At 61.5% G+C, this 25249-nt stretch carries 19 protein-coding genes and 1 pseudogene; 16 read left to right on the plus strand and 4 right to left on the minus strand.

From position 1 onward, the window contains the following. The 13 genes from H3V08_RS01460 (at window position 1) to H3V08_RS01520 (ending at window position 14430) form a co-directional block, all read left to right on the plus strand. Window positions 1–465, plus strand: coding sequence for a cell division protein SepF (locus H3V08_RS01460; RefSeq protein WP_198181377.1), 465 nt, complete (start codon window positions 1–3; stop codon window positions 463–465). A 67-nt stretch (window positions 466–532) separates the two neighbouring features. Next, the gene (locus H3V08_RS01465; protein WP_198181378.1) at window positions 533–817 is read left to right on the plus strand and encodes a YggT family protein; all 285 of its coding nucleotides are present in this window, start codon (window positions 533–535) and stop codon (window positions 815–817) included. Window positions 818–915: 98 nt separating this feature from the next. Next, window positions 916–2250 (plus strand): DivIVA domain-containing protein, encoded by a 1335-nt coding sequence (locus H3V08_RS01470; RefSeq protein WP_198181379.1) that lies wholly within the window; start codon window positions 916–918, stop codon window positions 2248–2250. Between the two features lie 10 nt (window positions 2251–2260). Beyond that, window positions 2261–2824 carry a signal peptidase II gene (locus H3V08_RS01475; RefSeq protein WP_237742959.1) on the plus strand — a complete coding sequence of 188 codons (564 nt, stop codon included), beginning with the start codon at window positions 2261–2263 and terminating at the stop codon, window positions 2822–2824. Next, on the plus strand, window positions 2821–3750 hold the full coding sequence (locus H3V08_RS01480; RefSeq protein WP_033497264.1) for an RluA family pseudouridine synthase: 930 nt from the start codon (window positions 2821–2823) through the stop codon (window positions 3748–3750). The genes H3V08_RS01475 and H3V08_RS01480 overlap by 4 nt, the downstream gene beginning before the upstream one ends. Window positions 3751–3828: 78 nt before the next feature. After that, window positions 3829–7389, plus strand: a complete 3561-nt coding sequence (dnaE, locus tag H3V08_RS01485) for a DNA polymerase III subunit alpha (protein WP_198181380.1) — start codon at window positions 3829–3831, stop codon at window positions 7387–7389. Window positions 7390–7471: 82 nt separating this feature from the next. Further along, on the plus strand, window positions 7472–8869 hold the full coding sequence (hisD, locus tag H3V08_RS01490) for a histidinol dehydrogenase (RefSeq protein WP_033489821.1): 1398 nt from the start codon (window positions 7472–7474) through the stop codon (window positions 8867–8869). After that, entirely contained in the window at window positions 8866–10014 is a 1149-nt protein-coding gene (locus tag H3V08_RS01495) for a histidinol-phosphate transaminase (RefSeq protein ID WP_198181381.1), read from the plus strand. Before hisD ends, H3V08_RS01495 begins: the two co-directional genes overlap by 4 nt. A 127-nt stretch (window positions 10015–10141) precedes the next feature. Further along, complete coding sequence (gene hisB, locus H3V08_RS01500) at window positions 10142–10744, plus strand: imidazoleglycerol-phosphate dehydratase HisB (RefSeq protein ID WP_198181382.1); 603 nt, start codon at window positions 10142–10144, stop codon at window positions 10742–10744. Further along, window positions 10741–11532, plus strand: a complete 792-nt coding sequence (locus tag H3V08_RS01505) for a hypothetical protein (protein WP_232340048.1) — start codon at window positions 10741–10743, stop codon at window positions 11530–11532. Before hisB ends, H3V08_RS01505 begins: the two co-directional genes overlap by 4 nt. A 31-nt stretch (window positions 11533–11563) precedes the next feature. Next, the gene (gene hisH, locus H3V08_RS01510) at window positions 11564–12313 is read left to right on the plus strand and encodes an imidazole glycerol phosphate synthase subunit HisH (RefSeq protein ID WP_198181383.1); all 750 of its coding nucleotides are present in this window, start codon (window positions 11564–11566) and stop codon (window positions 12311–12313) included. Window position 12314: 1 nt separating this feature from the next. After that, window positions 12315–13046, plus strand: a complete 732-nt coding sequence (priA, locus tag H3V08_RS01515) for a bifunctional 1-(5-phosphoribosyl)-5-((5-phosphoribosylamino)methylideneamino)imidazole-4-carboxamide isomerase/phosphoribosylanthranilate isomerase PriA (RefSeq protein WP_198181384.1) — start codon at window positions 12315–12317, stop codon at window positions 13044–13046. Between the two features lie 46 nt (window positions 13047–13092). Then, complete coding sequence (locus tag H3V08_RS01520; protein WP_033497255.1) at window positions 13093–14430, plus strand: glutamine synthetase family protein; 1338 nt, start codon at window positions 13093–13095, stop codon at window positions 14428–14430. A 33-nt stretch (window positions 14431–14463) separates the two neighbouring features. Here H3V08_RS01520 and H3V08_RS01525 read toward each other — a convergent pair whose 3' ends face one another. From H3V08_RS01525 to H3V08_RS01535, 3 genes are read right to left on the minus strand one after another with little or no spacing between them, the layout of a single operon-like run. Next, window positions 14464–15357, minus strand: a complete 894-nt coding sequence (locus H3V08_RS01525; protein ID WP_231570896.1) for a hemagglutinin — start codon at window positions 15355–15357, stop codon at window positions 14464–14466. Window positions 15358–15359: 2 nt separating this feature from the next. After that, a complete protein-coding gene (gene hrpA / locus H3V08_RS01530; RefSeq protein WP_198181385.1) occupies window positions 15360–19550 on the minus strand; it encodes an ATP-dependent RNA helicase HrpA in 4191 nt (1396 codons plus the stop codon). Then, complete coding sequence (locus tag H3V08_RS01535; protein ID WP_198182067.1) at window positions 19547–20203, minus strand: class I SAM-dependent methyltransferase; 657 nt, start codon at window positions 20201–20203, stop codon at window positions 19547–19549. Before H3V08_RS01535 ends, hrpA begins: the two co-directional genes overlap by 4 nt. 279 nt (window positions 20204–20482) lie before the next feature. On the opposite strand from H3V08_RS01535, the gene hflX reads away from it, so the two are divergent. From hflX to H3V08_RS01550, 3 genes are all read left to right on the plus strand, one after another. Continuing rightward, a complete protein-coding gene (gene hflX, locus H3V08_RS01540; RefSeq protein ID WP_442859353.1) occupies window positions 20483–21955 on the plus strand; it encodes a GTPase HflX in 1473 nt (490 codons plus the stop codon). A gap of 215 nt (window positions 21956–22170) precedes the next feature. After that, entirely contained in the window at window positions 22171–23133 is a 963-nt protein-coding gene (locus H3V08_RS01545; protein ID WP_033489828.1) for an L-lactate dehydrogenase, read from the plus strand. 340 nt (window positions 23134–23473) lie between these two features. Then, window positions 23474–24424 carry a cation diffusion facilitator family transporter gene (locus H3V08_RS01550; protein WP_198181386.1) on the plus strand — a complete coding sequence of 317 codons (951 nt, stop codon included), beginning with the start codon at window positions 23474–23476 and terminating at the stop codon, window positions 24422–24424. Between the two features lie 116 nt (window positions 24425–24540). On the opposite strand, the pseudogene lexA reads toward H3V08_RS01550, so the two are convergent. Further along, a pseudogene (gene lexA, locus H3V08_RS01555) lies at window positions 24541–25194 on the minus strand (transcriptional repressor LexA); the annotation flags it as partial. Between the last annotated feature and the right edge of the window lie 55 nt (window positions 25195–25249).

Here is a 25249-nt window from a genome sequence, read left to right on the forward strand (position 1 = left end):
ATGGCAGGTTTGGTGAAGAACGCGATGTCCTTCCTGGGGATGACCGACGTTGTGGACGCAGAGGATGAAATCATGGATGAGGAAGAAACCGGTGACGGCTTCGATACCGATCACTCGGTGACACCCATGGCGGCCCAGTCGTCAGCAGCCGGCCAGGAGGGGGAGTCGACCCCCTTCCAGAGCCACATCAACCGCATCACCACCATTCACCCCAAGTCCTACGAGGATGCCCAGATGGTTGGCAGGGCACTTCGTGACGGGGTCCCTGTGGTCCTCAACCTGACCGGTGTCTCCGAGTCCGTGGCCTACAGAATCGTTGACTTCTCCGCGGGTGTGGTTTTCGGCGTTCGCGGATCCATCGAACGGGTGACCCCCAGGGTCTTCCTGCTCAGTCCTGCACAGGTCAATATCAAGGTGGAAGAGGTCAAGTCCTCATCCTCCGCCAAAGGCCTCTTTGCTCAGTGATTGCGTCTGACCCCGCCCCTGCCAGGGCGGGGTTCCTTAATATGGACTACTTCCGGAGTCTCACCACATGATTGTTATTCCCCTGCTCCGTTACCTGATCAACGTCCTTATCGACGCATACCTGTTCGTTCTTTTCATCAGGATGATAGTGGATTGGGCCATGATCCTGATGCCGCGGTGGTACCCAAGGGGTGTCGTCTCATCCCTGATACGGGTCATCTATGCTCTGACCGAGCCGCCCCTGCGCTGGCTCAGGCGCTACATACCGCCTCTGCCCATGGGTCGAATCCAGCTGGATGTCTCCTTTATAGTCCTGTATTTCATCCTCATTGTGATACAGATTCTGATTTGAGTAAGAAGGCAAGACGGAGCGATTGGCACGCTCCGTGCTAGCATTCAATAAGAGAAAAACAATCGGGCTGGTTGGCCTGAAGCGAGGTGGAGAATCAAATGGCTCTTTTGACGCCCAAAGACATCCGGGAGCATAACTTCAATATAGTTAGGCTCAAGAGCGGTTACGACATCGATGAGGTCGATGACTTCCTGGACGAAGTGACCGAGACCGTCGAGGCCCTGGGCAGGCAGGCCATCCAAGGCAGGACGGCTTCGACTCAGTCCTTGGGTACTGACGTGGCCTCACTGAACTCCAAGATCTCCGACCTGAGCGCCCAGGTGGAGTCCCTCCAGGCCGAGAACCGCGACCTGAAGAGCAAGAGCCAGGCTGCCGGGCAGAACAACCAGGCTTCCGCGGCCGCCACCCAGGCCACCCGTCAGCTGGCTGAGGCCGAGGGACAGGTCAAGACGCTGAGCGGGCAGAACGAGCAGCTTCGTCGTCAGGTCGAGCAGCTGAATTCCCAGATCGATCAGCTGACTGCCCAGGCCGCCAACGGCAACAACGCCCAGACCCTGACGAACCAGCTCAATGCGGTTCAGAAGGAACGCGACGAGGCCCGTCGACAGTCCCAGAACCTGTCCAACGAGCTCAACAAGGCCAAGTCCGAGCTGAATGCAGCACAGCAGAACGCGAATGCCGCACGTCAGCAGGCGGCCCAGGCACAGCAGGCTGGGCAGGGGCAGCTCTCCAAGATCGAGCAGCTCAACAAGCAGCTGGAAGAGTCCAAGAAGCGCGAGGAACAGTTGCGCGAGCAGGTCTCCAAGGTCGAGCCTTCGACCGAGACCGGCAGCCTTCGCAAGATTGCAGGCGCAGGTGCCGAGGCCGGAAGCGAGGCAGGCCGTGCGACCGCCATGCTCACCCTGGCCATGCAGCTGCACGATCAGTATGTCGATAAGGGCAAGGCCAACGCCGCACAGCTGGTGGCCGATGGGAAGGCCCAGCACGACGAGATCGTCAAGAAGGCCGAGGACTATTCCAAGCGCACCCACACCGAGGTCGAAGAGTACTCCAAGCGGGTGCGTTCCGAGGCTGATGGCTACTCGGAGCGCGTGCGTACCCAGGCCGACGAGTACTCGGTCAAGACCCGTTCGGATGCCGATGCCTACTCCAAGAACCAGCACGACCAGGCCGACGAGTACGAGACCCAGGTGCAGACCAGGGCACAGGAGTACGACAAGAACACCCGCGACGGTGCCGATCGTTACGCCACCGAGGTCAAGAGCAAGCTGGTCGAGCAGTCCAAGGTTCTTGAGGACAACATCCAGGGACTCAAGCAGTTCGAGGCCGGTTACCGCAGCAAGCTGACCGAGTTCCTCAACCAGCTGGTCAACCAGATTTCGGATACCAGCAACTTCCAGTCCATGGAGGACAACGCCACGGACAACCACTGAGCACCCGACTGTGAACTCTTCACAACAGGAACCGAGACGGCTGCGCCAACGCGTGGCCGTCTTCGTATGCCTGGCCGCTGTTGCCATCGGTCTGGATCAGGTGAGCAAGGCCCTGGCCCAGATCGTTCTGGGAGACGGTGCAGTGCATCCGTTCCTGGGTTCCTTGGTTTCCCTGCGACTTCTGCGTAATCCGGGCGCCTCCCTGGGCCTGGGGTCCGGGGCTACCTGGGTCATTTCACTGATTGCCGTCGGGGCCTGCCTGATCATCGTGGCCTTGGCCCTGAAGACGACCTCCATGGCCTGGACCATGGTCCTCTCCCTGGCCTTTTCGGGGGCAGCAGGGAATCTGATTGACCGTGTGGCCTATGCCGATGGCTTCCTGAACGGCAAAGTGGTGGATTTTCTGGATTATGGCTGGTCGGTCGGCAACGTTGCCGATATCTATCTGACCGTGGCCGGAGTGGTCGTGGTGCTCCTTATTCTGGCCGATGTTCGGTTTGTTTCCACCGGAAAGACGGAGAAGACCCCCGATTTTCAGGAGATCGAAGAGGGACACGGGGGAGAGGAACAGTGACCAAGCTCCTGCCTGCTCCTGATGCCCTGGTGGGCAAACGCCTGGACATGGCCCTATCCAAGATGCTGGGCATGTCACGTGCTAAAGCGTCCGAGCTTATCGCAGACGGCCGGGTGCGAGTCCTGGACCGGACGGTAACCAAATCCTCCACCCTGCTCAGTGGTGATCTGATTGAACTGGATCAGCCGGACCCCGTCGATGAGGTGGAACCGGTGGCTGATGATATGCCGGTGGTCTACGAGGACGAGGACGTCATCGTTGTAGACAAGCCGGTCGGGGTGGCCGCCCATCCCTCGGTCGGATGGACCGGACCTACCGTTCTGGGCAGTCTCCTGCAGCGGGGGACGCACATCACCTCCATGGGTGCCCAGGGGCGCCAGGGCATCGTCTCGCGCCTGGATGCGGGCACCAGTGGCCTGATGCTGGTCTGTAAGTCAGACCTGGCCTACAAGGAAATGCGACGGCAGTTCGCCGACCATGAGGTGGTCAAGATCTACCACGCCCTGGTCCAGGGTAATCTCGTCCAGGACAGGGCCACAATCGAGGCGCCGATAGGTCGGGCCAAGGTATCGGACTTCCGCTTCACGGTCACCCCGGCTGGCAAGGAGGCCATAACCCACTGGGACGTGATGGAGCGATTCGGCTCCACGACACTGGCCAGCGTCAACCTGGAGACCGGCCGCACCCACCAGATTCGTGTTCATTTCTCCTCAATCGGGCACCCCCTTGTGGGGGACCACATGTATGGGGCCAATCCTGAACTGGCTGATCGGCTTGGCCTGACCAGGCAGTGGCTCCACGCCATGCGCCTGGAATTCAGGCACCCACGTACCCACATTTGGACCAAGGTGGTTTCCTCATACCCGGCGGACCTGCGCAAGGCCTTGGACATGGAGCGCGAGGAGCGTCAGAAGCGCGATGAATGACCGGCCTTCCCGGCAGTCAGCGCTACGCATGCAGCTGACTTCGGCGATTCGGTCGGGGTGGACGCTAGATTAGAACGTATGTCCTCTTCCCAGTCGAACTTCGTTCACCTGCACACCCACACCCATTACTCCACCCTGGACGGGGCCTCGAAGATCCCCGACCTGGTCTCTGAGGTCAAGGCGCAGGGCCAGCCGGCAGTGGCCATTACGGACCATGGCAATATGCACGGTGCCTACGAGATGTGGCGAACCGCCGTGGATGCGGGTGTCAAGCCCATCATCGGCATCGAAGCCTACGTGACCCCCGAAACGGCCCGGCAGGACAAGACCAGGGTTCGTTGGGGCACCGAGGAGCAGCGTTCGGATGATGTTTCCGGTGGTGGTTTCATCACCCACATGACCCTCTGGGCCAGTGATGACGAGGGTCTGGTCAACCTGATCAAGGCCTCCTCGCTGGCCAATCTTGAGGGTCTGGTGGGCAAGTGGCCACGAATGGACAAGGACCTCCTTTCCACCTACCACAAGGGCGTCATAGCAACAACCGGTTGCCCATCGGGCATCGTTCAGACCAGGCTGCGTCTGGGGCAGTTCGACGAGGCCCTCCGGGCTGCCGGGGAGTTCCAGGACATATTCGGCAAGGAGAACTACTACATCGAGTTGATGGACCACGGGCTGGATATCGAGCGCCGGGTGACCAAGGACCTTCTGGAGATCGCCAAGCGGTTGGATGCCCCTCTGGTGGCCACCAACGACTCCCATTATGTGAGGGAAGACGACGCCTCGGCACAGGATGCCCTGCTCTGCATCAACTCCGGTTCGCGCCTTACGGACCCCGGTCGATTCAAGTTCGACGGTTCCGGCTACTACATCCGTTCGTCCGAGGAGATGCGGCAGATATTCAAGGAGTTCCCCGAAGCCTGCGACAACACTCTTGAGATCGCCGAGCGCTGCAACATCATGTTCGACGACCATGAGGACGGGGCCTTCATGCCCCGCTTCGACTGCCCGGAGGGATGGGATGAGACCTCCCTCTTCCTGAAGAAGGTCGATGAGGGACTGAAGAACCGCTATCCGGACGGGGTGCCCGAAGAGGTGTCCCATCAGGCCGACTACGAGTGCGGTGTGATTTGCCAGATGCAGTTCACCGGCTACTTCCTGGTGGTCTCCGACTACATCAACTGGGCCAAGCAGCATGGCATCATGGTGGGTCCGGGCCGTGGTTCCGCAGCAGGTTCCATGGTGGCCTACGCCATGGGCATCACCGAGTTGGACCCCCTGAAGCACGGACTGATCTTCGAGCGTTTCCTCAACCCCGAGCGTGTGTCCCTGCCTGATATCGATGTGGATTTCGACCCCGAAGGCAGGGCCAAGGTCCTGGAGTATGTGGGCGAGAAGTACGGGTCCGACAAGGTCGCCCAGTGCGTGACCTACGGCACCATCAAGACCAAGCAGGCCCTGAAGGACTCTGCCAGGATCATGGACTACGAGTACTCCATGGGTGACCAGGTGACCAAGGCCCTGCCTCCCTCCGCCAACGGCAAGGACATGAGCCTCAAGGAGATATTCGATCCCGGTTCCAAGCGGTTCCCCGAGGCCAAGGAGTTCCGCGACCTCTACGATTCCAATCCGGACGTGAAACGAATCACCGAGGAGGCCAAGGGCATCGAGGGGATCATACGCCAGACCGGTGTGCACGCCTGCGCCACCATCATGGCATCCAACCCCATCACCGACACCTCCCCCCTGATGGAGCGCAACGACGGTACGGTCACGACCACCTTCGAGTACCACACCTGCGAGACCCTCGGACTGGTCAAGATGGACTTCCTGGGGCTTTCCAACCTTACGGTCATCAGGGATTCCATAACCAACATCGAGCGCAACGGGAAGGAGCCAATCAGCATCGAGAAGGTTCCCCTGGACGACAAGGAAACCTATGAACTCCTATCCAGGGGTGATACCCTGGGTGTCTTCCAGCTCGATGGTGACGGGATGAGGTCCCTCCTGAGGATGCTCAAGCCCGATAACTTCAACGACATATCCGCCCTGATCGCCCTGTACCGGCCGGGGCCCATGGATATGAACTCCCACATCAACTACGCCAAGCGCAAGAACGGCCAGCAAAAGATAGAACCCATCCATCCCGAGGTGGCCGAACCCCTCAAGGCGGTCCTGGACGAGACCTACGGTCTGATCGTCTATCAGGAGCAGGTCCAGTCGGCCGCGCGAATCCTGGCAGGATACTCCCTGGGCAAGGCTGATGTGCTCCGTCGAGCCATGGGCAAGAAGAAGCCCGAGGTCCTGGCCAAGGAGCAGGTGCCCTTCTTCGAGGGTATGAAGGAGCACGGATACTCCCGGGAGGCCGCCCAGGCCGTCTGGGACGTTCTGGTTCCCTTCTCCGGGTACGCCTTCAACAAGGCCCACTCCGCCGCCTACGCCCTGATCGCATACTGGACCGCCTACCTGAAGACCCACTATCCGGTGGAGTTCATGGCGGCCCTCCTGGAGAACGAACGGACCAACAAGGACAAGACGGCCCTCTATCTGGGCGAGGCACGGCGTATGGGGATCCAGATCCTGCCTCCGGACATCAACGAGTCCGTGGCCGCTTATTCCGCAGTCGGCGACGTGGTCCGCTTCGGTCTGGCGGCCATCCGCAACGTGGGTTCCAAGGCGGTCCAGGCGATCATCGACGAGCGGTCAGGTCCCCGGGGCAGGTTCGTCAACTTCATGGACTTCGTCAAGCGGGTGCCCATGGACGTCCTCAACAAGCGCACTGTGGAATCCCTGATCAAGGGCGGTGCCTTCGACGGGATCGACCCCAACAGGCGGGCCCTCTTCCAGGTGCATGACGAAGCCATCGACCAGGTCATGCCCATCAAGCGCAAGCAGGCCGAGGGGCAGTTCGACCTCTTCGCGGAGGCCGATGACGATGGGGGGAACGAGTCGGATGCCCTCGGTGATGCCCAGGTGACCATTCCCGACATCGAGGAGTGGGAGAAGTCCACCAAGCTTAACTTCGAACGCCAGATGCTGGGCCTCTATGTGTCCGACCACCCGCTGAGCGGTATGACCTCGGTTCTGGCGGGTATGCGCGATATGTCGATCGCCCAGCTGCTGAACCGGGCGAACACCATGGGCAACCAGACCGTCACCCTGGCAGGACTGGTCACGGCCGTCGACAGGAGGGTCTCCAAGAAGGGGAACCCCTGGGCCATTGTCACCATCGAGGATTTGGAATCCTCCATACAGTGCATGTTCTTCGGGAAGGTATACGACGCCAATGCCGACGACCTCTCCCTGGACTCGGTGATCCGGGTGCGGGGACTGGTGGAGTTGCGTGATGAGGAATCCAGCCTGCGGGTCACCGACATGGAGGTGCCCATGCTGGAGTCGGCCGATGAACGGCCTCTGACCATCACCCTGCCCAGGACGGCCCTGGACCGCGGGCGGATGGAGCGGCTGGCACAGATTCTGAAGACCCATCCAGGGTACTGCCAGGTCAGGCTGGCTGTGACCGATGAGCGGGGGAACGTGCGCATGCTGACCTTCGGGGACGGCTTCAGGACCACCCACGACACCTCGATGCTGGCTGAGATCAAATCGGTCTTCGGGCCCTCCTGCCTTCCCTCGACCTAGGACGCCTGCGGAACCGTCTCACCATTTGGGATGGAGGTGAACACCTGGCCTCGGCGACACAAAAGTTCACTACCATCGAGGTATGTCAAAACTCATGATGAGAACCATGGATCTGCGCGGGAAGACCATGTCCCGCGCCCAGCTCCTCGCCGCCATGCCCAGGGCCGATATGGGTACTCGGGAGGCAAGCAGTCAGGTGCAGCCCATCCTGGACCAGGTGCGTGAGCGTGGGGCTGCGGCCCTGCGTGATTTGGAGGAGCGGTTCGATCATGTGCGTCCCCATGATTTGAGGGTACCGGCTGCTGCCATGCAGGAGGCCCTTGAGGGGCTGGACCCCAAGGTCAGGGCGGCCATAGAGGAATCCGTCACCCGCATCCGCAAGGTCTGCGCCGCCCAGGTGCCCGAGCCCATGGCGACAGACCTGGCCCCCGGCGCCCGCGTCAGCGAGCGATGGATTCCCGTCGAGCGCGTCGGCCTTTACGTGCCTGGGGGCAAGGCTCTCTACCCCTCCTCGGTCATCATGAATGCGGTGCCCGCCCAGGTGGCGGGCGTCGACTCCCTGGCCGTGGCCACCCCGCCTGCTTCCGATGACCCCCGTGGCCTGCCGGCGGCAATCATCCTGGCCACCTGCGCCATCCTGGGGGTGGACGAGGTCTATGCCGTGGGCGGTGCCCAGGCCGTGGCCATGTTCGCATACGGAGCCAGGGGATCGGAGCCTCAAGACGGGGAGATCCTCTGCGACCCGGTTGATAAGATCACCGGCCCAGGTAACATCTTCGTGGCCACAGCCAAGCAGATGGTCTCAGGCATGGTGGGAATCGATGCCGTGGCCGGGCCTACGGAAATAGCCATTCTGGCTGATGGGGAGGCCAATCCCGACTGGGTTGCGGCGGACCTGATCGGGCAGGCGGAACATGATGAGCTGGCCGGTTCGGTCCTCGTCACCGACAGCCAGGACCTGGCACAGGGCGTTCAGGAGGCTCTGGAGCGCAGGGTGCCGCGAACCGAGCACGCTGACCGGGTGCGTACATCGCTGAGTGGCAACCAGTCGGGAATCATCCTGACCGATGGAATCGACCAGTCGATTGATGTGGCCAACGCCTATGCCGCCGAGCACTTGGAGATCCAGACGGCCGACCCGGATGCCGTCATCGACCGGATTCGGAACGCCGGCGCCATCTTCCGTGGCCCATACTCCCCGGTGCCCTTGGGAGACTACATGTCCGGATCCAACCACGTCCTGCCCACCGGCGGCACAGCCAGGTTCGACGTGGCCCTGGGCGTACACACCTTCATGAAGCCTGTTGAGGTCATCGAGTATGACCGGGAGGGACTCAAGCCCATCGCAGCCAAGATCAACGATTTTGCCGTCTCCGAGGACCTGCCCGCCCACGGCGAGTGCATCCTGAGCCGGTTCCTGGACGACCCGTACGACAAGGCCGACCTGGAATCCAACGAAGAAAAGGCCGGCTTGCGGTGAGTGCCATACCTGCCGACCTTCCCCTCCGCACGGATCTGGTGGGGGAGGAGCCTTACGGTGCCCCCCAGCTGGATGTTCCGGTCTGTCTGAATGTCAATGAGAACCCCTACCCGCTGGACCCGGAGGTGGTCGAGGCCATCTGCCGACGTGTGGGGGAGGAGGCCCCTGGGCTGAACCGGTATCCCGACAGGGAGCACGAGGGTCTTCGCAAGGCCCTTGCCGCCTACCTGAAGGAGGAGTCCCAGGCTGCCTTGGAACCCGAGCAGGTATGGGCGGCCAACGGGTCCAATGAGATCATGCTTCAGCTCTTCCAGGCTTTTGGCGGGCCGGGCAGGACCGTGCTGGGCTGCGATCCGACCTACTCCATGTACCCCGAGTATGCCAGGGATACCTTTACGGACTGGGAACTGGCTCACCGTCTTCCTGATTTCAGCCTGGACATGGAAACGACCATCGAGCGAATCAAAGCCCTTGGGCCCGCCATGGTCCTGGTAACCAGTCCCAACAACCCCACGGGAACCCCTCTGCCCATGGAGGAACTGACCCGGCTTCTGGAGGTCTGCTCACAAGTCCATGTATCGGGTGCGGACCAGTCGGCCCGTCCCATTGTGGTCGTAGATGAGGCATACATCGAGTTCCGTGACCCCGGCACCCCCTCGGCGGTCAGCCTGATTGGGCGATACGACCATCTGGCGGTCAGCCGGACCATGTCCAAGGCCTTTGCCTTCGCCGGTGCCAGGGTCGGCTACCTTGCAGCATCACGGGGAATAATCGACGCGGTCCGCATCGTCCGGATGCCCTACCACCTGAGCGCCCTCACCCAGGCCGCCGCCCTGGCCGCCCTGGAGCACACCGACCTCCAGCTGGCTCGTGTGGGCAAGCTTCGTGAGACCCGCCGGAAGACCGCCGGATGGTTGTCGGAGCAGGAGTACAACGGTCAACCGCTGACTGTGGTTCCGTCGGCATCCAACTTCATCCTCTTCGGTATCTTCCCTGACCGAGATGCCATCTTCGGGGCCATGAAAGAGGCCGGCGTGCTGATCAGGGCCGTAGGCCCCGAAGGCTACCTGAGGGTATGTATGGGCACCGATGCGGAGATGGAACGGTTCCGCGGAACCCTGGTCGATGTCCTGAAGCGGTTCTAGGGGTATACGGACCAGCGGCACGGCTATGCTGGTGGTCTAGAGGCCGTGCGCGAACCCACAGTGTGGTCCGACAGAGGCCGATGGCCCGCGGTGCAGAACGGTGTGCGGCAAGAGCAGAGGAGCAGCAATGGCAGGCAGAACAGCCACCATCACACGCCAGACCAGTGAATCCAAGGTGAGTCTGAGTCTGGACCTGGATGGTACCGGGGCGACCAATATCGACACCTCGGTGCCTTTCTACGACCACATGATGACGGCCCTGGGCAGGCATTCCCTGATCGACCTGACCATCAAGGCCAGCGGGGACACCCCAATTGATGTTCATCACACCGTCGAGGATGTGGCAATCGTCTTCGGTGAGGCGCTGGCCCAGGCCCTGGGTGACAAGCGTGGCATCAAACGGTTCGCTGATGCCACCGTGCCCCTGGATGAGGCCCTGGCCCGAGCTGTGGTCGACATATCCGGCAGGCCATATGCGGTCTGCACCGGAGAACCGGAAGGGTTCGAGTATGCCATGATTGGCGGGCACTTCACGGGCTCCCTGGTCAGGCACGTCATGGAGTCCATCGCCATGCATGCGGGAATCTGCCTTCACCTGACCCTCTTGGACGGAAGGGACCCGCACCATATCGCCGAGGCTGAGTTCAAGGCCCTGGCCCGGGCCTTGCGCTTCGCCGTGGAGCCGGATTCCAGGGTGGACGGCATTCCCAGTACCAAGGGATCGCTATGAGTGGGGACGGGAATGAGGACAAGGACCGGAAGGATGAGGGTCTGCCCGATTTCGGCCACCATCTGAGTGACGAGGAGATCGAGCGGGCCCTGGCCGGCTTTGAGGCCGAGTTCGGTGAGGGCCAGGATCGGACCGATCGGAACACCGATGACGATTCCAAGGATGACTCACGATTTGAGTCGGATGTGGATTCCGAATCCGGCACGGAAGCCGGGGCCGGTGATGAAACCGGGCCGACCGGCGAACAGCCTATGGAGCAGAACGGGAACCTTGATGGTGTTGCCGACTTCGATCAGGAGCTTGAAGGACTGATTGGCAACCGGGCCAAGGCCGCCGTCATGGTGACCCGTCTGGCCTCGGCCGAGCTTCTGGCGGCATTCTGCCAGATCTCCGATATCTCGGCCTGGTGCATACAGGCCCGTGAGGGTGCCGTGGCGGTTCTGAGAAACCTGGATGGGGATGGACCCGAAGCGGCCATCCGCGACCTGACCACCGTCGTCTCGGGACTTAGTGCCATCCTGGCGGTCAACCGGGCTGACAAGCTTGAATCGACCCTATGGATCAACGGGCAGTCGGGCCAGACCTTCGCGCCCCCCATGCTCTTCGCCTCGACCGCCGACTTCGTGGAGGATCTGATGATTGGGACCACCACAGTGGACAGGTTGCATGAGGAAGGGGCCACCATCTTCGACTCGGGGGAGTACAACCGCGAGAAGGCCATGGGCATCATCGCCGCGCACACCAGGTTCGGGGCCGGGGGATCGGCTCGGAAGGGTCGCGTCGAATAGACATCGGGCAGAGGACCTTGCAAGGAGGAACATGACCAGGATACAGGTGCTTGACTACGGGTTCGGCAACGTACGGTCCATGGTGCATGCCTTCTCCCAGCTTGGGATCGATGCGGAGCTCAGCGCCGATACGGACCTGGCCATGAGCGCCGACGGCCTTGTCATCCCCGGTGTGGGGGCATATGGAGCCTGCATGGCGGGGCTGCGCGCCGTCGGCGGAGACCGCATAATCCGCGACCGTATCGCCCTGGGTCTGCCGGTTCTCGGTGTCTGCGTGGGTCTCCAGGTCATGTTTCAGGCCGGGGACGAGGATGGCCATGATGAGCCCGGCCTGGGGTTGATTCCCGGACGGGTAACGAAGTTGGATGCCGATGTGGTGCCCCATATGGGGTGGGACGAGGTGCAGGTGCCCCAAGGCTCGAAACTCATGGCCGGGGTCGAGGATCAGCGTTTCTACTTCGTCCACTCCTACGCGGCCATGATTGCGCCGGGGGATGGTGATGGACGGGAAGTGGACCCCGGTCTGTCAATGCGGGTCCCCGTACTAGGCCAGGACCGTAAGAACAGTGAGCATATGGAACCGTCAGGAAATGATCCCGCCCCCCTGGTCACATGGGCCGGTTACGGACGCAGCAGGTTCGTGGCGGCCTATGAGTGCGGCCCATTGAGTGCCACCCAGTTCCATCCCGAGAAGTCGGCCATGGCGGGTGCGCGATTGCTGACCAACTGGGTGCGGACCCTATCGGGGGCTTCCGCTCCTGCACCCGAGAAAGGTGAATGAGATGCTGACGCTCTTACCGGCAGTTGATGTCCGCGACGGGAAGGCGGTCCGCCTCAGGCAGGGTGTCTCCGGTTCCGAGAAGGTATACGGAGAGCCTGCCGATGCCGCCAAGGCCTGGGTGGATCAGGGTGCCGAGTGGCTCCACCTGGTAGATCTGGATGCGGCTTTCGGTACTGGAGACAACCGTGACAAGTTGGCCGCCCTGGTCAACGAGCTGGGAGACCGGGTCAAGGTGGAGCTCAGCGGTGGAATCCGAGACGATGCCAGCCTGGAGGCCGCCCTGGAAGCCGGTGCGGCTCGGGTCAACATCGGTACGGCCGCCCTGGAGAACCCGGACTGGACCAGTCGGGTCCTGAGTCGTTATGGGGAAAGGGTCTGTGTAGGTCTGGATGTGCGTAGGCACACCCTGGCCGCCCGAGGCTGGACCAGCAAGGGCGGGGATCTCTTCGAGACCATGAAGCGACTGGACGATGATGGATGCGGTCGGTATGTGGTCACCGACGTGGCCCGGGACGGGATGATGACCGGCCCCAACCTGGACCTGCTGGGTGAGGTGTCCAGTCGGACCCCGGCCAAGGTAACCGCTTCCGGGGGCATCTCCAGCCTCAATGACCTCAGGGACATCGCCGGGTTGTCCGATCAGGGTGTGGACAGCGCCATTCTGGGCAAGTCCCTCTATGAGGGAGCCTTTACCCTGGAGCAGGCTCTGGACCTGGTTTCCGGGCATTGTTAACGCGATAGGCAAGTCGGCGAAATATAGGAATGGGAGCATGTGCTCTATGGATAAGCAAGAGGAATTTGCGCTACGCACTGTCGAGGAGCGCGATGTTCGGTTCATTCGACTCTGGTTCACGGACGTTCTGGGCACGCTGAAATCGGTGGCCATAGCCCCGGCTGAGCTGGAAGTGGCCTTCGAGGAGGGACTCGGTTTCGATGGGTCCGCGATCGAGGGCATGACCAGGGTCTCCGAGGATGACATGATCGTCAAGCCGGATCCTTCGACATTCCAGATTCTTCCCTGGAGGGGAGGCCCCCAGGGTACAGCCAGGATTTTCTGCGACGTGCTCACGCCCGACGGCGAGCCCAGCAGCGGTGATCCACGACACGTACTGAAGCGTGCCTTGGCCCATGCCAAGGACAAGGGTTTTATCTTCTACACCCATCCCGAGATCGAGTTCTACCTCTTTGAGAACCAGGAGGACTGGTCCCAGCCCCCGGTTCCCATCGATGAAGGCGGCTATTTCGACCATGTTCCCCGCAGCCCGGGAATGGACTTCCGCAGGGCCTGCGTCAACATGCTGGAGCAGATGGGCATCTCGGTGGAGTACTCCCACCATGAGGCCGGACCGGGCCAGAACGAAATCGACCTGCGCTACGCCGATGCCCTGACCACGGCCGACAACATCATGACCTTCCGCACCGTGGTCAAGGAGATATCCCTGGAACGAGGGATTTACGCCAGTTTCATGCCCAAGCCGTTCACCGATCAGCCGGGATCGGGCATGCACACCCATCTGAGCCTGTTCGAGGGAGACAGCAATGCCTTCTACGAGGTGGGCCAGGAGTTCAACATGTCGCAGACCGCCCGTCAGTTCGCGGCCGGCATTCTGGCCCACGCCGCCGAAATCTGCGCGGTGACCGACCAGTACGTCAACTCCTACAAGAGGCTTTGGGGAGGGGCTGAGGCCCCCAGTTACGTATGCTGGGGCCACAACAACCGTTCGGCCCTCCTGCGCATACCCCAGTACAAGCCCGGCAAGGGGAACTCGGCCAGGATGGAGTTCCGCGGCCTGGATCCGGGGGCCAATCCCTATCTGGCATACTCCGTCCTCCTGGCTGCCGGCCTGGATGGGATCGAGCAGAAAATGACTCTGGGGGAGCCCACCAGTGACGATGTATGGGAGTTGACCGATTCGGAGCGGCAGGCCATGGGAATCGCACCTCTGCCGGACTCTCTGGACTCCGCCCTAAAACTGATGGAGAAATCGGACTTTGTGGCCGATGTCCTGGGAGAACACACGTTCGAGTACTTCCTGCGCAATAAGCACAAGGAGTGGAACAGCTACAGCAGGCAGGTCAATCCCTACGAGCTGGAGTACTACCTGCCGCGCCTCTAGGACCCCTGCCGTCAGGCGGCAGCCCCCCCCCCTCTACTCGTCGGCCCTTCCGAACCAGGCGTCGTAGATGATGACGAAGTTCCTGTTCCCGTAGCTGGAACAGGAGTCGCCCTCACCGTCACCGGCTGCCAGGGCTGCGGTGTTGGGCTGGTAGGGGGTGTAGATGTAGAGCAGCGCCGTGGCATCGTTCTCGATATAGACATCGGAGGCACCACAGGAGGCTTCGGGACTGAACCTGACCTGATTGATGGCCCTTGTCTGGAACTGATAATCGGACCGGTGGGTCTCATAGTACCGATAGCGCTTGGCGGCTCCGTAGACCTGGTTGAAAAAGCCGGCATATCGGGCATCACAGGCAGCATCGTCAGGGCAGGAGAGTCCCATGGCCGACCGGATCTGGGTGGGGTCCGGATTCTTGGACGTGACCAGGTGCTGCTCTTTTTGGAGCATGGTCAGCAGTACCTTCTGACTGATGCCGCAGGATCTTGCCGCTCCGTCGATGATTTGTGCCGCAGTCTGTCCCTTCCCACCCTGGTACGGGTCACAGAGCCCATCCCCGTCAGGACTGGGGGTGTCCACCCTCATGGTTCTCAGGCAGGAGTCCCCGGTGCAGTCGGCCCCCTTCTGGTCCAGAAAGACCTGGACGTCCTCGGCATTCATGCTGGTGGTGTCATGGAAACGCTGATCGGTGATGATTCTGCCCGGGTTGAACTCATACTGCCTGGCCATCTCGTTCTGATGCTCCCGGGTCCTGCCGACCAGCTCCCGATATGAGACGAAGCGCAAAGACACAATGACCAGCGCGACCACAAGAACCAGAGCCATCACTGTCGCCGCAACGGCCTCGACGCGGCGGGTGGTCCCCATCCGCTTCCAGGTCCTGGCCAGATTGCTGCTGGTATGTCGTTTGCCCGGTGTCTTCCCCATGCTCAGGCCTCCAAGACCTTCTCGATACGCTGCAGGCTCACAGGCGTAGCCGTACCCAGCTCCTGGGCCCAGATGGAGACATAGTACTCTTCAAGCATCCACCTGGCCCGCTGAATCCTGTCCATGGCCGCATCACGGGCGGGACCGTTGGGGAGTGCCGAGGTCGTCTTCCGTGCCTTGTCCACCTTGTCCTGGGCGGTCTGGGCCTGCCAGGCCCATCGCACATCCCGGTCCTTGTCCCTGCGGGCCTTCTCCAGGCGCATCAAGTCGGCATGGAGATACGTCTGCAGGCGGGGCAGGGCATAGGGAGGATCAACCCCGATGAACCCTTTCTCCACCAGGGTTGATGCATGCTGCCGTATCCATTGCAGAACGGAAAGGAGGGGGAGGTCGGCAGGACCCGATACGGCCTTGTCGACCTCCGCGTAGCGTTGGAGGATGGCAATCGCATCCTTGGCCACCTGGTAGACGGTGTCTTCGAAGACCTGCCCCAGCCCGGACACCGTCTCCTGTAGGGTCTGGTCATCGGTGATGGCTTCGGTTTCGGGAATCAGGCGTTTCACGGCCGCCAACTGAAGGTCCTTGGTCAGGGCATCCGTATTGCGGTAGGGGGCTGAGGCCAGCATCAGTGATTCGCGGCTCAACCAGCGGGAGGATATGCGTTGGGAGGGGAGCTCAAGCTTCTCCAGAGCGGCCTGCCATATCATGTCCTTCCGGGACTCGGTTGTGGCTCCTGCCTTATGGAGCAGGTCGGCACGCCTGACCGCCTTCCCCTCCTTGGCGGCCTGCGAGGCCCTGTTTCCGACCACGGTCCGGGCGGACTCCCTGGCCAGTCCGGCCAGGCGTGACTGAAGCTCGGACAGGGATTTGGATTGCCCCAGCACCTTCGGCTGTTCCGGAGCTGGTTGCCCTGCACTCGGCCTATCGGCACCCGGACGGTCCTGGCCTGACGCGACCGGATCGGAGCGGCCCTTCCTGACGCGACCATGCTTGCGATGACGACTGGGTTCCTCCTCGACCTGGAAGGTCATTCGCAGGTAGGGCGGCAATCGGTCATGTTGAGCCTGGTCGAATACCTCGGGGTGGATCTGCGCGCCGACCACATCGATGGCGGCGGCGGTGAAGACATGGGTGAAATCAGGCCAGGTTCCAACCGTCGATTCCTGGTCGGCTGCCTTGCCTCTCCCGTTAGTGCCTGATCCGGACGCGGTGGCCGACCCGTACACGGGTTCCTGCCCTGCCCCGCTGTAATCGGACCCGGGGAGGGTGGCGTAGTGCCCGTCGATCCACCGGCGGATGGCCCGGGCCGTGTCGGGTGCGGGAACGAACTGGACACGGAGGGTCTTGGGGAGGGATTTGATGGTCGAGACGATGAGGTCATCCAGGAGTCCGGGCACGTTCCAGGTGAACTCTTGTGGGTTCAGTTGTGAGAGCGTGCCGACCGGTATGTGGATTGTGACCCCGTCGTTCGGGTCGCTGGGGTTGTAGACGTAGGTCAGGGGGAGGTCCAGTTCGTTCCCGTCCCTGCCCAGGGTATGCCAGTGGTTGGGATAGTCGCCTGGCCGGTATCCCTCCTCATTCCGGCTGAGTCGTTCCACCTTGCCGGGGTCGAAGTCCAGGAGGTGCGGATCCTGGTCGTGGTTGTGCCTCCACCAGTTTCCGAGGGCTGCCACGGAGGTTGCCTCATGGGGGAGTCGTTCAAAGTAGAAGTCGGCCAGGTCGGTCTCGTTGATGGTGTCGGCCACTTGGCGGGTTCGGCTGGTCTGGTCGTCGGCCTCCTGGAGGATGTCACGATTGGCCCGGATGAAGTCGTCGTGAGGGAACCTCTGCCGTATGTCGCCTTCGACCAGCCCCTGACGCACCAGGAACTCCCGGGCCTGGGTGGGATTTATGGAGCCCCATTGGACGGTCTTGTCCTGAACGATGGGGAGGCCATATAGGAGGACCTTGGAGGATGCCACGGCCGCACCGCGTGAGGCTGACCAGTGGGGTTCCGCATAGGTGGTCCGGGTCAGGGACCTGGCCAGGGGTTCCGCCCAGGCCGGGTCGATGGCGGCGCAGTACCGGGCCCAGAGCCGGGAGGTCTCCACCAGTTCGGCCGACATGATCCAGGCGGGGGTGCTCTTGGAGACGGCTGATCCGGGGAAGATGGCGAAGTGGGTGCCCCTGGCGCCCTGGTACTCGTTCTTGGAGCGTTTTTGGGCACGTTTCATGGCCTTGGCTCTGGCGGCCCCTTTGAGGCCGGTGAAGTCCGAGGCCTTGGGTTCATGGATGACCTGCATGCCGATACTGGACAGGAGACCGGAGAGCATGGAGCGGTGGATCCCCTGGTCGTCCCAGGAACATACCAGGGAGTGGGCGGCCTGTTGAGCCTGGGGGAGGTTCAGGATTCCCTTGTCCGGTGTCTTGATGGGCTTAGGGTTCCCCACCTGTATGTGCATTCCCTGGCACATCTGCACCAGCTGCTGGTAGAGGTCGTGCCACTGCCGCATCCGCATGAAGCTGATGAACTCCTGCTTGCAAGCCTTGCGCAGGACCGAGTTGGAGGACTGCTTCACCTCCGGGAAGAAGCGGTGCCAGATATTCAAGGCGGTCAGGAAGTCGCTCGTCGGGTCGTCATACCGGGCATGGAGGCGATCGGCCTCCTCCCGTTTCTCCTCGGGGCGCTCGCGCGGATCCTGGAGGGAGAGGAAGGCGACGACCACCAGAACCGCCGCCAGGGTGTCGGGCGTGGTGTCCTGGCCCGCCTGGAGAATCATCCTGCCCAGGCGGATGTCGATGGGGATCCGGGCCAGTTTCCTGCCCAAGGGGGTCAGTCTGACCTCGCCCCGGGTCCGGGCCACGGCCTGGAGTTCGGTCAGTTCGTTGAAGCCGTCGGTGACCGCCCTTGTGTCCGGTGGGTCGATGAACCCGAAACCGGTTACATCCTCGGCGGTCTTTGCCACGCCTACCGAGAGCATATGGAGAACCACCGCCCCCAGAGAAGTGCGCAGAATCTCCGGATCCGTGAATCTGGGTCGTGTATCGTAGTCGTCTTTGCTGTACAGGCGGATGGCAATGCCATCGGCCACGCGTCCACAGCGCCCGGCCCGCTGGTCGGCGGATGCCTGGGAAATGGGTTCGATGGGAAGCCGTTGCACTTTGGCCGACTTGGAATACCTGCTGATCCTGGCCATGCCCGGGTCCACCACATAGCGGATGCCGGGTACGGTCAGGGAGGTTTCGGCCACATTCGTGGCGATGACGATGCGCTGGTGGTTGTGCTGTTCGAAGACCCGGTGCTGCTCCTTGGCCGAAAGCCTGGCGAAGAGGGGAACCAGCTCTATGGCATCGGTGCGCTGCATATCCGAAGCCCTGGGGCCGAAGTGGCGCCTCAGGGCGGTCTCGTACTCGCGGATGTCGCGCTCGCCGGCCGCGAAGACCAGGATGTCGCGTGGACCGCTCACATGGGTGGAATGGATGACCAGTTCGGCACACGCTCTGGCAACGGCGGTGGGCACGTCCAGGTCGTCCTGGTCCCCATCACCTTCCTGAAGGAAGCCTCCGGAAGGGAAACCGGGCACCGACCGCATAAGGGCCGGTGGGGAACCGGCGGGTTCGTAAAGGGTCTGGACCGGGTAGGTGCGGCCCGAGACCTCGATGACCGGGACCTGCGTATGGAGGGCCTTGGCGAAGTGGTCTCGGAACTTGACCGAGTCGATGGTGGCCGAGGTGATGATCAGTTTCAGGTCACGACGCTTGGGCAGCAGAGCCGTCAGGTACCCCAGAAGAAAGTCGATGTTCAGACTGCGTTCATGGGCCTCGTCGATAATGATCGTGTCGTAGGCCCGCAGCTGGGGGTCACCCTGTATCTGGGCCAACAGGATGCCGTCTGTTACCACACGCAGACGGGTGCGTTTGGAGGACTGGTCGGTGAACCTGACCTGGTAACCGATTTCCTCACCCAACCGCACCCCTGTCTCGGATGCGATTCGCTCCGCCACCGTCCTGGCGGCTATGCGCCTGGGCTGGGTGTGGACTATCTGGTGGCCGTGGGTTCCCCTCCCCATTTCCAGGAGGATCTTGGGTATCTGGGTGGTCTTGCCCGACCCGGTCTGCCCCGAGACGATGACCACCTGCGAGGTTCTGACGGCCTGCGCTATGTCGTCCTTGGCTGCACTGACCGGCAGCTCCACAGGGTATTGGAACCTCATGCCCGGCCTATCTCGATGATTCGGAAGCCCTTTGCCGAGGCGGCCTTGGTCACGGTCCAGCAATCTCCGAGGTTCTTGGACAGCCAGGGGACAAGGGAATCCGCACCCAGGTTGCGTTGGACGACCAGGTAGGCCCGGCCCCCGGGTTTCAGGCGGGGCAGGTAATTCATCAGGAGTTCGTGCAGTGCCTCCTTGCCGACACGAATGGGTGGGTTGGACCAGATCAGGTCGAACATAAGGTCGTCCGGCAGTTGGTCGGGGAGGACCGCCTGGATGCCCTTCAGCCCATTGGATTCGGCATTGCGCCGGGTCAGGTCAAGGGCCCGCTCGTTGACATCCACGGCGTAGACGCTTGCCTCGGGGGAGAGGAGCCCCATGCTGAGGGCGATGGGTCCCCATCCACAGCCCAGGTCGAGGAAGTCGCCGGTCGGCGGAGGGGTTGGGGCCTTCTTCAGGAGGACGGAGGTGCCAAGGTCCAGTCTGTTGGCGGAAAACACCCCGTTGGAGACCTGCACCGGAATCTGATGGCCTGCCAGGTTGACCTGTATGGTCCTGCGCTCGTCGGGGGAGGCCGGCGATGCGGTGAAGTACTGCTCGTTCCGGCCTGAAGTCAGCCGCCCATCCGTGGGTGTTTCCCGGTTCTTGTCCGTCATACCCGTCCCGTCCGTTCCATCCATCCTGTCCGCCCTGTCATCATCCGCCTGCATCTCTCTCCCGGAAGGCCCGGCCCCCGACTCGGCTCAGGGCTTCTCAATGTCTGCTAAGACGATGATAATAAAGACCATGCCTTGATTCCGCTTATACCGGATTCCGGACTGATTCCATCATCTATCTGTGCAGAGGTGCCTTTGACCCAGAACCATTCCAGCGAAGACAGCACGGGCATCGGGAAGACCGACCGCCCGGAATCGTCCGTGCCGCAGTTCGAGGAAGTGTCCTCACCCTCGTCTCCAGGACATGTTGACCGTCTGACCGGGCGTTCGGACGTTCTCTTGGAGCAGTCCGCCGGGGATGCACCCCAGACCGTGGACCAGGTGGAGTGGGAGGAGCGCGAGCGGCGCAATCAGTTCAGACATGTTGAGGGACTGGGTGAACTCAGGGACGTAACCGAGGTCGAGTACAGGAAGATCCGCCTTGAACGGGTCGTTCTGATTGGCGTATGGTCCAATGCCCGGACTCGGGTGGAGGAGGCCGAGGAGTCCCTCCGTGAGTTGGCGGCGCTGGCGCAGACAGCTGGTGCAGAGGTCCTGGATGGTCTCCTCCAGCAGCGGGCCAAGCCCGACCCGGCCACCTATGTGGGGTCGGGCAAGGCCAGGGAACTGGCGGATATCGTTGCCGGGCTTGAGGCGGATACAATCATCGCCGACGACGACCTCCATCCCTCCCAGCGGCGTGCACTGGAGGATGTGACCAAGGTCAAGGTGGTGGACAGGACCGCCCTGATTCTTGACATCTTCGCCCAGCACGCAACCAGTCGCGAGGGTAAGGCCCAGGTGGAGTTGGCCCAGTTGGAGTACATGCTGCCCAGATTGCGTGGCTGGGGTGGATCGCTCTCCCGCCAGGCCGGTGGTCAGGCAGCTGGACAGTCCGGTGGTATCGGGTCGAGAGGTCCGGGCGAAACCAAAATCGAGACCGACCGTCGCGTCATTCGTCACCGTATTACCCGCCTGAAGCGGCAAATCGCCCAGATGTCACCCTCCCGAGAGGTCAAGCGAGGGTCGCGGCAGCGCTTCGGCCTGCCGACCGTGGCCGTAGTGGGCTATACCAATGCGGGTAAGTCCTCGCTGACCAACAGGTTGACCGGGTCCAGCGAGCTGGTCGAGAATGCCCTCTTCGCCACCCTGGATACGGCTGTACGCCGCACCAAGGCCAGGGACGGAAGACTCTACGTATATGTCGATACGGTCGGTTTTGTGCGCCGTCTGCCCACCCAGCTGGTTGAGGCTTTCAAGTCCACCCTGGAGGAGGTCGCCCAGGCTGACCTGATTCTCCACGTGGTGGATGGATCCCATCCTGATCCCTTCGGGCAGATTCGCGCCGTTGACAAGGTCCTGGCCGATATAGAAGGCGTGGGGTCCATTCCCAGGATTTTGGTCTTCAACAAGGTCGACCTGATGGAAGGGGCCGTCCGAGACAGGCTCTCCAATCTGGAGCCGGATGCCTTCCTGGTTTCGGCTCGTAGTGGAACCGGCATCGATGACCTGCGTGAGCGGGTGGAGGACCTTCTGCCCAAGCCGGAGGTCCACGTGGAAGCGCTTATGCCTTATACCAGCGGATCCCTCCTGGCCCGGGTCAGGCAATTTGGCCGGGTGACGGGATTGGACTATCGACCTGATGGCATCATGCTGAGTGCCGATGTGGACGACGGACTGGCGGCCGCCATCCTGAAGGAATCAATAGACTGAAACTGCTGGTATCATTGACGTGATTGACCGATTCATGCCGTTCTTGCGGGATGTCTCGAGGCCCCGGTCGCCAGCTTTCGTGGCCTGGGTTACCGAACAATCGTTCACCCTACAGGATTCGCTTCCGAAGGTCATATACTGCGGATACAGTGAACCTGTTGAATGCGGCAAACCCGTCTTTTCCGGGTTCCGATGAGAGAGGTCCAATAAAAACTATGGCGGAATCACCAATTAAGCCAACCAAGCTTGCGATTGTAGGAGCTGGGGCGGTGGGCTCCACCCTGGCATTTTCGGCTGCCCAGCGTGGTGTTGCACGCGAGATCGTGCTTGAGGATGTCAATAAGCAGCGCGTTGAGGCTGAGGTGCGCGATATGCAGCACGGCTCCAGCTTCTATCCGACTGTTTCCATCGATGGGTCGGATGACCCGCAGATATGTTCCGGGGCCGACATGGTGGTCATCACCGCCGGTGCCCGTCAGAAGCCTGGGCAGACCCGGCTCGACCTGGCCGGCGCGACCATCGAGATGATGAAGTCCATCATTCCGCAGATGGTCGAGGTCGCCCCCAACGCCATCTTCATGCTCATCACCAACCCCGTCGACATCGTTACCAGGGTTTCCCTGGATCTGTCGGGGCTGCCTTCGAACCAGATGTTCGGCTCGGGCACCAACCTGGATTCCGCCCGTCTGCGTTACCTGATTGCCCAGCAGACCGGTGTCAATGTGAAGAACGTCCATGCCTATATCGCCGGCGAGCACGGGGATTCCGAGGTTCCACTCTGGTCCTCAGCCACCATCGGCGGGGTTCCCATGTGTGACTGGAAGGAAATGCCCGGTCACGAGCCCCTGGATGCAGCCAAGCGCGAGGAGATCCACCAGGGGGTCAAGAACGCCGCCTACCAGATCATCGAGGGCAAGGGTGCGACCAACTTCGCCATCGCCATGTCAGGTGTCGACATCATCGAGTCCATCCTGAACGGGACCAACAGGATCCTGCCGGTCAGCTCCATGCTTGAAGACTTCCACGGCATCTCCGGTGTCTGCATGTCGGTGCCCAGCGTCCTGAACCGCCAGGGCGTCAACACCCACATCAATACTCCGCTCAGTGACGGCGAACTGGCAGCCCTGAAGCGGTCCGCCGAGACCCTGAAGGAGACGGCCGCCAAGTTCGGCTTCTGATTCCCGCACGGTCCGGTCCTGTACCGGTTTCACCTGTCGGGTTCGGGTGACTGATAGTGCCTGACGGCTTTTAGGAAGAACCAGGACCTTGGTTTGTTTGCCTTGTCCTGGTTCTTTCTGTATCGTTCGCCGCTTAGGTGAAGATATTCCCGCCTCCTGGTCGGCGATGATAGGATGGCACAGATTCGGGGTCATCCGTTCATTGCTAACAGACCCTCGGAGATATCTGATGAAGTTGAGCACCGGCTGACATCTGACTGTTTCGTTCGGTGGTTGGTGCTGTTGTAATACGGCATCCGGGGTTGGGGGTGTCGTGAGGTTTATATTCTGGAGGTGTTCGATGGCTGAAGATGCAGTATCCAATGGGTTCCACGATGGGCACCAGACCCCTACCGGTGCTAAACACCGCAAACAGCTTTTGATGACCCTGGCCCTGACGGGGAGCGTCTTCCTGGCAGAGGTTGTCGGGGCGATTGTCACCAACAGCCTGGCCCTTCTGGTCGATGCGGGTCATATGATGACCGATATGGCCGTCCTGATTGCATCCACGGCGACCGCCATCATGATGGAGCGGCGCCCTACCTCCAACAGGACCTGGGGCTGGTCGCGACTGGAGGTCATCACCTCGGCAGGAGGCGCAATTGTTCTCCTCCTGGTGGGAATCTATGCCATCGTCGAGGCCGGGATACGCCTCTTTGTGCCGAATCAGGATCAGGTGGAGGGTATGGGGCTCCTCCTGTTCTTTGGTATTCTGGGGCTTGCAGCCAATCTGGGGTCTATCTTCGTTCTGTCATCCAGTCATGACGACAACCTGAATATGAAGGCGGCCTTCCTGGAGGTCATGAACGACGCGCTGGGTTCCGTGGCCGTCATCATTTCGGCTGTGGTCATGCTCCTGACGGGGTGGAACGGGTTCGATGCCGTTGCTGGTGGTCTGATTGCCGTCCTGATGATTCCACGTGCCCTTTCGCTTCTTTCGAAGAGCATCAGGGTTCTCCTTGAGGAGACTCCCCAGGGACTGAACATGGATCAGGTCCGAGAGCATCTGGAAAAGGTGCCTGGTGTTCTTGAGGTGCACGACCTGCATGCCAACAGCGTCTCCAGCGGTTTGCCCCAGCTCACTGCCCATGTGATTGTGAATACCGACTCCACCACTGATGAAAACGAGCAGATACTGACCAGTATGCAGAAATGTCTGCGAACCCACTTCCCGGTTTCCGTCGAACACACCACGTTCCAGATTGAGCCTCAGGGTCACCAGGACCTGAGTGGTGAACGCCTGAGCATGTGAGTGAGATCCAGTGCCGTCCCAGGTTGTGTTCCAAGACGGTCCTTGATTTCCATTTGTACCCGTAAGATCGGCCCCCTCCGACCACAATGGTCGGAGGGGGCCGATCTTCTATCTCGTCAGACCTTGCGTAGGACGGTTACCACCTTGCCCATTATCTTGGCATGGGTGCCGTCGATGGGGGAGTAGGACGGGTTATGGGGGATGAGCCACACATGGCCCTTCTCGCGCCGGAAGGTCTTGACAGTGGCCTCATCGTCAAGAAGTGCAGCCACAATATCGCCGTTCTCGGCTTCCTGCTGCTGGCGTACCACGACGAAATCACCGTCGCAGATTGCTGCATCCACCATGGAGTCTCCGTGTACTTCCAACATGAAAAGCTGCCCGGTACCGGTCAATCGCTCGGGCAGCCGCATGACGTCGTCGACATGCTGATCGGCCAGGATGGGCTGCCCGGCTGCAATCCTGCCCACCAGGGGAACGTCGTGCGAACCGGCAATGGCCTCGTCCGTGTACTGGTCCGGGAAGGGGATGACGGTGGATGATGCCTGTTCCTGCTCGGGTTGGTCATGGACCAGTTCGATGGCCCTGCCCTTGTTGGCCGTAAGGCGGATGTACCCCAGATCTTCCAGAACCTGAAGTTGGTGTTTTACCGAGGAGGTGCTTTTCAGTCCCGCGTTCTTGCCGATTTCACGATAGGAAGGAACGAAGCCACGCTCGGACAAGTGGGTTTTGATGGCCTGGAGCACCCGCTCCTGACGGTCCGTGAGCTGGGGCTGCTCTTGTACATCGGGAGACGGAGCCGTAATCCCGTCATGCGTGGCGCTG

It is taken from the genome of Bifidobacterium sp. M0307, from assembly GCF_016100445.1.
GTDB classification, from domain to species: Bacteria; Actinomycetota; Actinomycetes; order Actinomycetales; family Bifidobacteriaceae; genus Bombiscardovia; species Bombiscardovia coryneformis.

What these genes read in the sequence shown, in the direction of transcription:
- hisB (WP_198181382.1), top strand. Translation starts at nt 10,142, where the DNA reads ATGGCAGGCAGAACAGCCACCATCACACGCCAGACCAGTGAATCCAAG.
- priA (WP_198181384.1), top strand. Translation starts at nt 12,315, where the DNA reads ATGCTGACGCTCTTACCGGCAGTTGATGTCCGCGACGGGAAGGCGGTC.
- H3V08_RS01465 (WP_198181378.1), top strand. Translation starts at nt 533, where the DNA reads ATGATTGTTATTCCCCTGCTCCGTTACCTGATCAACGTCCTTATCGAC.
- H3V08_RS01505 (WP_232340048.1), top strand. Translation starts at nt 10,741, where the DNA reads ATGAGTGGGGACGGGAATGAGGACAAGGACCGGAAGGATGAGGGTCTG.
- H3V08_RS01525 (WP_231570896.1), bottom strand. Translation starts at nt 15,357, where the DNA reads ATGGGGAAGACACCGGGCAAACGACATACCAGCAGCAATCTGGCCAGG.
- H3V08_RS01545 (WP_033489828.1), top strand. Translation starts at nt 22,171, where the DNA reads ATGGCGGAATCACCAATTAAGCCAACCAAGCTTGCGATTGTAGGAGCT.
- H3V08_RS01520 (WP_033497255.1), top strand. Translation starts at nt 13,093, where the DNA reads ATGGATAAGCAAGAGGAATTTGCGCTACGCACTGTCGAGGAGCGCGAT.
- H3V08_RS01460 (WP_198181377.1), top strand. Translation starts at nt 1, where the DNA reads ATGGCAGGTTTGGTGAAGAACGCGATGTCCTTCCTGGGGATGACCGAC.
- hrpA (WP_198181385.1), bottom strand. Translation starts at nt 19,550, where the DNA reads ATGAGGTTCCAATACCCTGTGGAGCTGCCGGTCAGTGCAGCCAAGGAC.
- hisH (WP_198181383.1), top strand. Translation starts at nt 11,564, where the DNA reads ATGACCAGGATACAGGTGCTTGACTACGGGTTCGGCAACGTACGGTCC.
- dnaE (WP_198181380.1), top strand. Translation starts at nt 3,829, where the DNA reads ATGTCCTCTTCCCAGTCGAACTTCGTTCACCTGCACACCCACACCCAT.
- H3V08_RS01535 (WP_198182067.1), bottom strand. Translation starts at nt 20,203, where the DNA reads ATGACGGACAAGAACCGGGAAACACCCACGGATGGGCGGCTGACTTCA.
- H3V08_RS01470 (WP_198181379.1), top strand. Translation starts at nt 916, where the DNA reads ATGGCTCTTTTGACGCCCAAAGACATCCGGGAGCATAACTTCAATATA.
- hisD (WP_033489821.1), top strand. Translation starts at nt 7,472, where the DNA reads ATGTCAAAACTCATGATGAGAACCATGGATCTGCGCGGGAAGACCATG.
- H3V08_RS01550 (WP_198181386.1), top strand. Translation starts at nt 23,474, where the DNA reads ATGGCTGAAGATGCAGTATCCAATGGGTTCCACGATGGGCACCAGACC.